This window comes from Dethiothermospora halolimnae (assembly GCF_037577855.1).
GTDB classification, from domain to species: Bacteria; Bacillota; Clostridia; order Tissierellales; family VENL01; genus Dethiothermospora; species Dethiothermospora halolimnae.
Genome location: NZ_JBAKFX010000095.1, coordinates 1 through 7,693 on the forward strand (window position 1 = coordinate 1; position 7,693 = coordinate 7,693).

The window sequence follows — 7,693 nt, forward strand, 5'->3', positions numbered from 1 at the left end:
TTAACTTAGTTTATGAGTTGGGGATTACGAATCCCTAAGTAACGTCAATATTTACGGGCTATGGGATTATGAATCCCCCAGCGATGGGTTACTTTGAGTCAATTGGACAAGGCATGCCTTGTCCCTAAATATAAATCAACTTCCCTCAATTTTTCTTCTTATTATCTTTATATCTTTTAGAGCGTATATTCTCAGTCTCAAGTCTTCCCGTTAACTTTTTATTACCTTCACTTTTATATTGTCTCCAATTTCCACATATTGTCCTGGCTTCCTGCCTATTACTAACACCTTTATAGCACTATATATAATACTAAAATATACTTATGTTTTTGTCGAAATGCGACAAAAAGAGACTAGCCTACATATTCCTAACATATTTGCGTCCTACAAACAATAGGTATGAAAAGTTCGTCCCTGAACCGAATATATTTAATTTTTGAAAAGAAATCTTCGAATAAATTCAAAGCTACTGTTACAGTCACTATTGACATTAATAACTTATATCAGTCTTTAGACATCCTCGTCCAATAAACTTTGTTAAGTTTAATCAGCTATTATATCTTATCAATATTATTATCGGTAATAACTTGTACTACTTTAATATTTTTTTATTTTTTTAAAATTTCCATTGAAATTATCTTTTTCTACTAAGTACCATCGGTGAAAATTTGTCGTACTTTAGCTTTTTTAAATTATATATATAGTGGTATAAAGCATTTATTTTTTAACTATATATAGCTATAATATTTTTGAAACTTCTTTAGTCTATTTTTATATCAGTAAATCCTTTAGAGATATATTGTGAGCTATAGGATAAATGTATTACCTCAAATTTTTCTTCTTTTATTTTATCTATCCCCTGCTGATACTTCCTTATGAAATATACTTTATATTTACTATTTCTAGATTCATTTGCTAAAGATATGTATGTCATTATATGCACCATACCAATATTTCCATTTCCATCTACCCAAAAGCAATATTTTTCGTATGTAACAACCTCTCATATAAAAATAGATTAGCTTTATTCTTTGCTTATAAGCTCTTAGCTACCAAATGAATCTCCCTACCTATATTTAGTTCTGAAAGTTTTTCATATATCTTAAATATTTTTTCACCGTAACCTATTTCCTTTAATCTCTTTTCAAATTCTACCCTTTTATAATGAGCTTTTTTCCCTAACTCTTTATTTTTTATATAATCTTCTCCCATTAATAGAAATATTTCTAAAGGAAAAGATGATGTCTTGTACACTATTTCAAACCCTAGTTTTTCTATGAATGGTATAAATGTGTTAAAATTCCAATAATTTAAGTGGTCAGGAAAATGAATCCAATAGGGGCTTTCTTTATTATATTCTGAATAACACTGTTGTAAAAAACTAAAATCATTAGGTACTTCTATAATTATATATCCTCCCTCTTTCAAAAAATCTCTCTTTATCACATTTAATACATCTGAAGGATTAGGGATATGTTCCAATACAAAGCTTAAGTTCACAAAATCAAACTTCTTATTAAACATATTTGAACCTAACATCCCTTGCTTTACATTTAAGCCTTTTTTCTCACATTCTTTAACAGATTCTATTGAAGGCTCTAACCCATAGACATTAAAACCTTCCTTTTTAAACTCAGTAAGTAAATCTCCCTCACCACAACCCACATCTAGTATATTTTTTCCCTCAGTCATGTTGCAAATTCTTTTAACTTTTTCTGAAAGATTTATTTTTTTTAACTCATCTTTATATTCCATAGAATAAAAATTATCTAGAAAATCATCTTTTGGATAAGGATGTACATGATGAAATCCACAACTTTCACACTTTACAACATTATAATCCTTGTTTATTTCAAATATTTCATTAAATATATGATCCAAATTTTTCACATTAGACCCTCCGCTTTTTTAGTTATTTTCTACCAATTCTATAACACCTACATTCTTATTATATAAAAACACTACCTTTCTATAATTAAAAGCAATTGCCTCCTTAGAAGAACTAATTATAATAAATCCCTTACTTTTTAAATTGGCAATATCATTTTCTAAATTATTACTTTCATAACATATATGATAAGGTGACGGTCCACTCTTTTTTAAAATATTAGTTATAGGAGATTCTTCACTTACTGGTGCTATCAGCTCAACCATATAATCTCCATTTTTCATAAATTGAATAATTATGTCTCTATTTTTGTCAACAACACTTCTCTCATTTTCTATATATCCCAGTTCTTTAAATTCTTCAATTGAATCTTCTATGTTATAGACTGCATATCCTATATGGTTAACCTTCATTTATAATCAGCTCCCCATATTCTTTTTTGGTAGATTTAGTACGTTCCAGTTCTATTATATATTGTTTTGCTCCCCCGTTGTCTATTGATTTAATAGTATAACCATATCTCTCAAATAGTTTGCTAACAGGTTTATTCTTTTTAGTAGGATAATAGTAACACATTAGTTTTTCATAGCCTTTATCTCTATAGTTGTTCTCTATAAAGTTTATTATGGTATTTTCTATAAATCTCCCCATAACTCTGCAACTCATAAGAAATGTATCTATCTCAACTGTTTTTTCTTTATAATGTTTTTTTATTATTAGCACTACTGTTTTCCCATTATCTCCAAATTTATCTTCAACTGCAGCAACATAAACATCGTATTCTTCTGAATTTATAAAATTTCTTATATCATGATTAGTATACCTTTTAGTAGTTAGGTTAAATTGATTTGTCTTTTGAGTTAGTTGAGCTATCCTGTCTATATCAACTTCTTTCGCCTTCCATATCTTGATTTTAGTTTTAAGACTTTTTAAGAATTCATCAAAAGAACCTGACCCTTTAAGCTCTTCTTTTCTCTTTATATTTGCCCTATACATTTGTGACTTCTTTTTATCTTCGTCTGTTGCTTTGATGGAGAGGAAGTAGTCATAATATAGTTCAGTAATTAGCTTTTCTAGCTCTGAAGTATCTTCTGGAAAATTCGGAACTTCAACCTGGGGCAATGCCATCTTAACACTTTCTCTTTCCACCGGATTATCATCAATAAATACAAATGAATCTAGTCCTATATTTAATTCTTCCGAAAGATCATTTATATTTTTTATCTTTGTATCCCAATTTATCTTAATGTTAACAAAGTCATCTTCCTTTAATACCATATGTTCATGGCTGCTAAATACTTCTATTGCATCTTCATGATTATTCTTTGATACTATGGCTAAAATAACTCCTGTTTCTTTTAATTCTTTTATTCTTTTTTGAAAATCCTTATATCTAGCCCCTTCTTTAAACTCTGATAACTCTATGTTATCAATACCTTCTTCTCCTATAACTCCTCCCCAAAGTGTATTATCTAAATCTAAAATTAGACACTTTTTTCTCTTGCCTTCAACAGCCTTCGTATATCTTAATATTTCCTTTTCTAAAGCTTTCTGCCCCCCAATAGAATAAACTATACTTCCTAAGTACCACATCTTTTTAGAATAAAAATTATCCCGTCCTATTTTTTCAATAAGAGATTTCATTTCAAAGACATAAAGATTATCATACCCTACTACTAAATTAGATAAACTATCATACCAATACTCTTCTATTTTCCTCTCTATTCTCAAACTTTTTATATTGTCTATTTTTAATAAGGGTAAGTCAATATTAGAAATAAAAGTATTTATTTCTTGATTATTTTTTATGAAAGTTTCTATATATGAGACATACATATCTATATCCTTCTTAATACTAAAAAAATCTTTATCGTAGGGGTTTAATAATTGATGCCCATCTAGTAGTATAAACAATGCTTCAGGATTAAACTCTACTAAACCTGAATCTTTATTTAATATACTTTGAACCCAATTTCCATATCCCTTTGGACTATAAATATCATGAAACTTAGATAGCTTTCTTGTTAACATATCAATATTTATATTTGAGAGTATCGAAATTCTCATCAAATCCCTCCAAATCTTATTATATGTATTTTTTAAAATCTTTAACTTCTTTTATTTCTGCTACTTCTTCAAAAGGAATACTGATATCCATCTGTTCTTCTAGTTCAGCTATTATCTGAATATGTGCCAAAGAATCCCATTCTTCTAAATAATCTCTAGAAGTGTTAACATCTATCTCTCCTTCACTAATATTTAGTACTTCACATATAACTTTAAAAATTTTATCCATAACTATCCTCCTAATATAATTTCCCTATATTATCTATAGGCATTATATATTTTAATAAATTAATAATTTTATCTTTTCTTTTATTCCATATAACTTTATTAATCTGTTGATAACATATCTCTATTTTATTTTCATTTACATTTTTTGTGTAAATTTCTTTAGTTTCAAATCCAAATTTAGAATGTAAATTTACTACCTTATTATTTGATAATTTTGTTCTACAGTGGACATTATCTAAATTTAAATTATTAAATCCATGCTCTAACAAAGCATATTCTAAAACAATTCCAAACCCACTATTAATGTACGTTTCATCTATTAAATAAAATCCGAACTCTATACTATTTTCTTTTGAAAAGTAATCATAGTTTAACACTCCAAATGGTTTGTTGTCATAAAAAGCTATATATATTTTTTTCTGTTTATTTTTTTTTGCCTCTTTAAGAAATCTATAATGATCTCTTTTTTGTATTATATCACTATTAAACATTTTCTCCCTAACAAACTTCTGATTTCTCCATTCCAATAATTTTTCTTTGTACTTATTATCTAAATCAAATATATTGTAAAAACTTATACTTTTAATATTAATCACCTTCTATACTAATAATATCCTTTGTAAATGGTGTTCCTTTCTTAATATCAGTTTTTGATACTTTGCCTAGTACTTGTTCATAATATTTTGGTTCTAATCCTTGGGCTGGTCTTATGACTCTAATATTTTCTCTGGTTAATTTCTCACCTTTTTTAATATCTCTAACAACAAAAATAGATTTTCTATGGGATCTGCTTATTTTTTCTTTTTCTGATATTTCATAATTTATTTTTCCCATAGCTCTTTCAGCTAATCTTATATTATGAACCATTTCTTTAAACTCATTAGGTTCCATAGAAAAAAATGAATCTGCTGTATCATCTTCCCTTGATAAACAAAAATGTTTTTCTATGATCTTAGCTCCCATTGCAACAGCTGTAGTTGCTGCTATAGATCCTAAAGAGTGATCCGATAATCCCACTGGCACATTAAAGTTTTTTTTCATATCTATCATAGTGTTTAAGTTCATATTTTCAGGAATAGAAGGATAGGCACTGGAACACTTTAATATAAATATTTTATTATTTCCTTCTTTTCTTATAGTATTAACGGCTTCAGTTATCTCATCTAATGTTGCCATCCCTGTAGACATAATGATTGGTTTCCCCTTGGATGCAATATATTTTATAAGAGGTATGTCTACCACCTCAAAAGAAGCTATTTTATACGCTTCTACTTCTATATCTTCCAAGAAATCTACTGCGGTTTTATCAAAGGGTGTGGATAAAAAGTCTATACCTATCTTATCTGCTTCTTTTTTTAATCTATCTTGCCACTGCCAAGGAGTATAAGCCTTTTTATATAAGCTATAAAGGGTTTCTCCTTTCCAACTACCTTCATTAATAGTGAAATATTCATTATCACAGTCTATAGTAATGGTATCTGGGGTATAGGTTTGTATTTTTATACAATCAGCTCCCGCCTCTTTAGCAGCATGTATAATTTCCACTGCTTTTTCAAACTTGCCTCCATGATTGGCGGACATTTCCGCTATTATATAACATTTTGAATTATTGTTATTAAGATTTTTTAGCCCCTTCATTGCTTACCTCCTTTTCTAATGATTTTTGATTTACATGCTCGTTAATATATGACAATTGTGGATTTTCTTCAATATATTTAAGTATATCTTTAAAGTAAAAGTTATGTGTCCCTTTATAAAAATTGTTATATATATTTTTTATTAATTGCAAATCTTCTTTAGTATCTAAAGTCCATCTATATTTGGAATAATCTATATCATTTTTGAAATAGTATATATTTTTACTATTTTCATACATATAAGGAGTCACATGCTCCCTTTGATAAGATTTATGTGCTTTTAAATAAGCTTTTTTTAGTATATCAAAAGAAAATACTTCCACATCTAATCCTCTTGGATATGTTCTTTCTACTAAATCATTGCCACCGTTTGTGATTATATTGTACTCATTTTCTTTATATTTTTTTATTATTTTATCTATAATTAGTGGATCTATCAATGGACAATCAGATGTAATTCTGACAACTATATCACCATTATTTTCTTTTGCTGCATAATAGTATCTACTTAATACATCTTTTTCACTACCTCTTAAATATTTTACATGCTTTTTTTTTGCTTCTTCAACTATCACACTATCTTTCTTATTTTCTGTTGTAGCTATAACTATGTCATGTATTAGCTTACTCTGTTTTACTCTATCTATAACATGAGATAATACTGTCTTTCCGGATAACTTTTTAATTACTTTTCCCGGCAACCTTGTAGAGCCCATCCTAGCTTGTATTATACAGACTATCTTTTTCATTATAAGCACCTACTTCCTATAGTAATTAATCACTTTGTCCTAGGCTTTAACCACATCTTTAACATCCCTTAAACTTATATAACTCTAACTGTATTATATATAAAGGCCAACTGAAATTTGAATACTTAGCCTTATTGAGTGTAACTAATCCATCTATTTCTGATATTAATTCATTATATTTCTACTAACTTTCTTATTTCTATAAGCATCCCCAGTATATTGGATTACTCCTAATGTACACTGGATATCCTTACATTATTATTTATTTTTCCATTAAAACTAATTAAATAAAAAATAATGGCAAGGAATTAACCTTCGCCATTATTTTTATTTATATCCAGTTTACTATCTTAATAACTGAAGTACACCTTGTGGTGCTTGATTTGCTTGAGCTAGCATTGATTGAGCAGCTTGCTTCAAGATATTGTTTTTAGAGTATTCCATCATTTCCTTAGCCATGTCTACGTCTCTGATTCTTGATTCAGCTGCTTGTAAGTTTTCAGATGATGTATCTAAGTTCTTTATAGTATGCTCTAATCTGTTTTGGTATGCACCAAGCTTTGATCTTTCAGTTGATACTGTAGTTATAGCTGTATTTATAGTTGATATTGCTGCTGTTGCAGAAGCAGCATTACTTAACTTTGCATTTATTCCAGAAACACTTAAAGCACCTGCTCCCATTGTAGCTATAGTTAAAGTTATTTGTTGACCTTTATTAGCTCCTATTTGGAAATCTTTTCCTGAGAAAGTTCCATCTAGTAAGTTCTGAGTATTAAACTCTGTTTGAGATGAAATTCTGTTTATTTCATTCTCAAGTTGCTTCACTTCATCCGCTATAGCAGTTCTATCAGCAGTTACATTAGTATCATTTGATGCCTGTACTGCTAATTCTCTCATTCTTTGAAGTATAGCGTGAGTTTCATTCATAGCACCTTCAGCTGTTTGGATTAATGAAATACTATCTTGAGCATTTCTACTAGCTTGAGTAAGACCTCTAATTTGACCTCTCATTTTTTCTGATATAGCTAGTCCTGCTGCATCGTCTCCAGCTCTATTTATTCTTTGTCCTGAAGATAATTTTTCTAAAGATTTTCCTTGATTTGTGTTGTTGATTCCTAATTGTC

General features: G+C 28.6%; 9 protein-coding genes. All 9 read right to left on the reverse strand.

The features are described from left to right. Positions 1-760: 760 nt before the first annotated feature. Positions 761-934: a hypothetical protein gene (locus tag V6137_RS19855; RefSeq protein ID WP_425449706.1), complete on the reverse strand. Its 174-nt coding sequence runs from the start codon at positions 932-934 to the stop codon at positions 761-763. Between the two features lie 101 nt (positions 935-1,035). Continuing rightward, positions 1,036-1,890, reverse strand: coding sequence for a class I SAM-dependent methyltransferase (locus V6137_RS19860; protein WP_425449707.1), 855 nt, complete (start codon positions 1,888-1,890; stop codon positions 1,036-1,038). A gap of 18 nt (positions 1,891-1,908) precedes the next feature. Continuing rightward, the gene (locus V6137_RS19865; RefSeq protein WP_425449708.1) at positions 1,909-2,301 is read right to left on the reverse strand and encodes a VOC family protein; all 393 of its coding nucleotides are present in this window, start codon (positions 2,299-2,301) and stop codon (positions 1,909-1,911) included. Beyond that, positions 2,291-3,955 carry an HAD-IIIC family phosphatase gene (locus tag V6137_RS19870; protein WP_425449709.1) on the reverse strand — a complete coding sequence of 555 codons (1,665 nt, stop codon included), beginning with the start codon at positions 3,953-3,955 and terminating at the stop codon, positions 2,291-2,293. Before V6137_RS19870 ends, V6137_RS19865 begins: the two co-directional genes overlap by 11 nt. A 19-nt stretch (positions 3,956-3,974) precedes the next feature. Continuing rightward, complete coding sequence (locus V6137_RS19875; RefSeq protein WP_425449710.1) at positions 3,975-4,184, reverse strand: acyl carrier protein; 210 nt, start codon at positions 4,182-4,184, stop codon at positions 3,975-3,977. A 10-nt stretch (positions 4,185-4,194) separates the two neighbouring features. Further along, positions 4,195-4,779 carry a UDP-4-amino-4,6-dideoxy-N-acetyl-beta-L-altrosamine N-acetyltransferase gene (gene pseH / locus V6137_RS19880; RefSeq protein ID WP_425449711.1) on the reverse strand — a complete coding sequence of 195 codons (585 nt, stop codon included), beginning with the start codon at positions 4,777-4,779 and terminating at the stop codon, positions 4,195-4,197. After that, the gene (gene pseI / locus V6137_RS19885; protein WP_425449712.1) at positions 4,772-5,821 is read right to left on the reverse strand and encodes a pseudaminic acid synthase; all 1,050 of its coding nucleotides are present in this window, start codon (positions 5,819-5,821) and stop codon (positions 4,772-4,774) included. Before pseI ends, pseH begins: the two co-directional genes overlap by 8 nt. Next, positions 5,799-6,569, reverse strand: coding sequence for a cytidylyltransferase domain-containing protein (locus V6137_RS19890; RefSeq protein ID WP_425449713.1), 771 nt, complete (start codon positions 6,567-6,569; stop codon positions 5,799-5,801). Before V6137_RS19890 ends, pseI begins: the two co-directional genes overlap by 23 nt. Before the next feature lie 345 nt (positions 6,570-6,914). Beyond that, positions 6,915-7,693, reverse strand: a 779-nt coding sequence (locus tag V6137_RS19895; protein WP_425449714.1) for a flagellin N-terminal helical domain-containing protein, incomplete at its 5' end; no start/stop codon positions are given.

Excerpts from the sequence above, each read along its gene's own strand:
- V6137_RS19855 (WP_425449706.1), bottom strand. The coding sequence starts at position 934 with ATGACATACATATCTTTAGCAAATGAATCTAGAAATAGTAAATATAAA.
- V6137_RS19865 (WP_425449708.1), bottom strand. The coding sequence starts at position 2,301 with ATGAAGGTTAACCATATAGGATATGCAGTCTATAACATAGAAGATTCA.
- V6137_RS19870 (WP_425449709.1), bottom strand. The coding sequence starts at position 3,955 with ATGAGAATTTCGATACTCTCAAATATAAATATTGATATGTTAACAAGA.
- V6137_RS19875 (WP_425449710.1), bottom strand. The coding sequence starts at position 4,184 with ATGGATAAAATTTTTAAAGTTATATGTGAAGTACTAAATATTAGTGAA.
- pseI (WP_425449712.1), bottom strand. The coding sequence starts at position 5,821 with ATGAAGGGGCTAAAAAATCTTAATAACAATAATTCAAAATGTTATATA.
- V6137_RS19890 (WP_425449713.1), bottom strand. The coding sequence starts at position 6,569 with ATGAAAAAGATAGTCTGTATAATACAAGCTAGGATGGGCTCTACAAGG.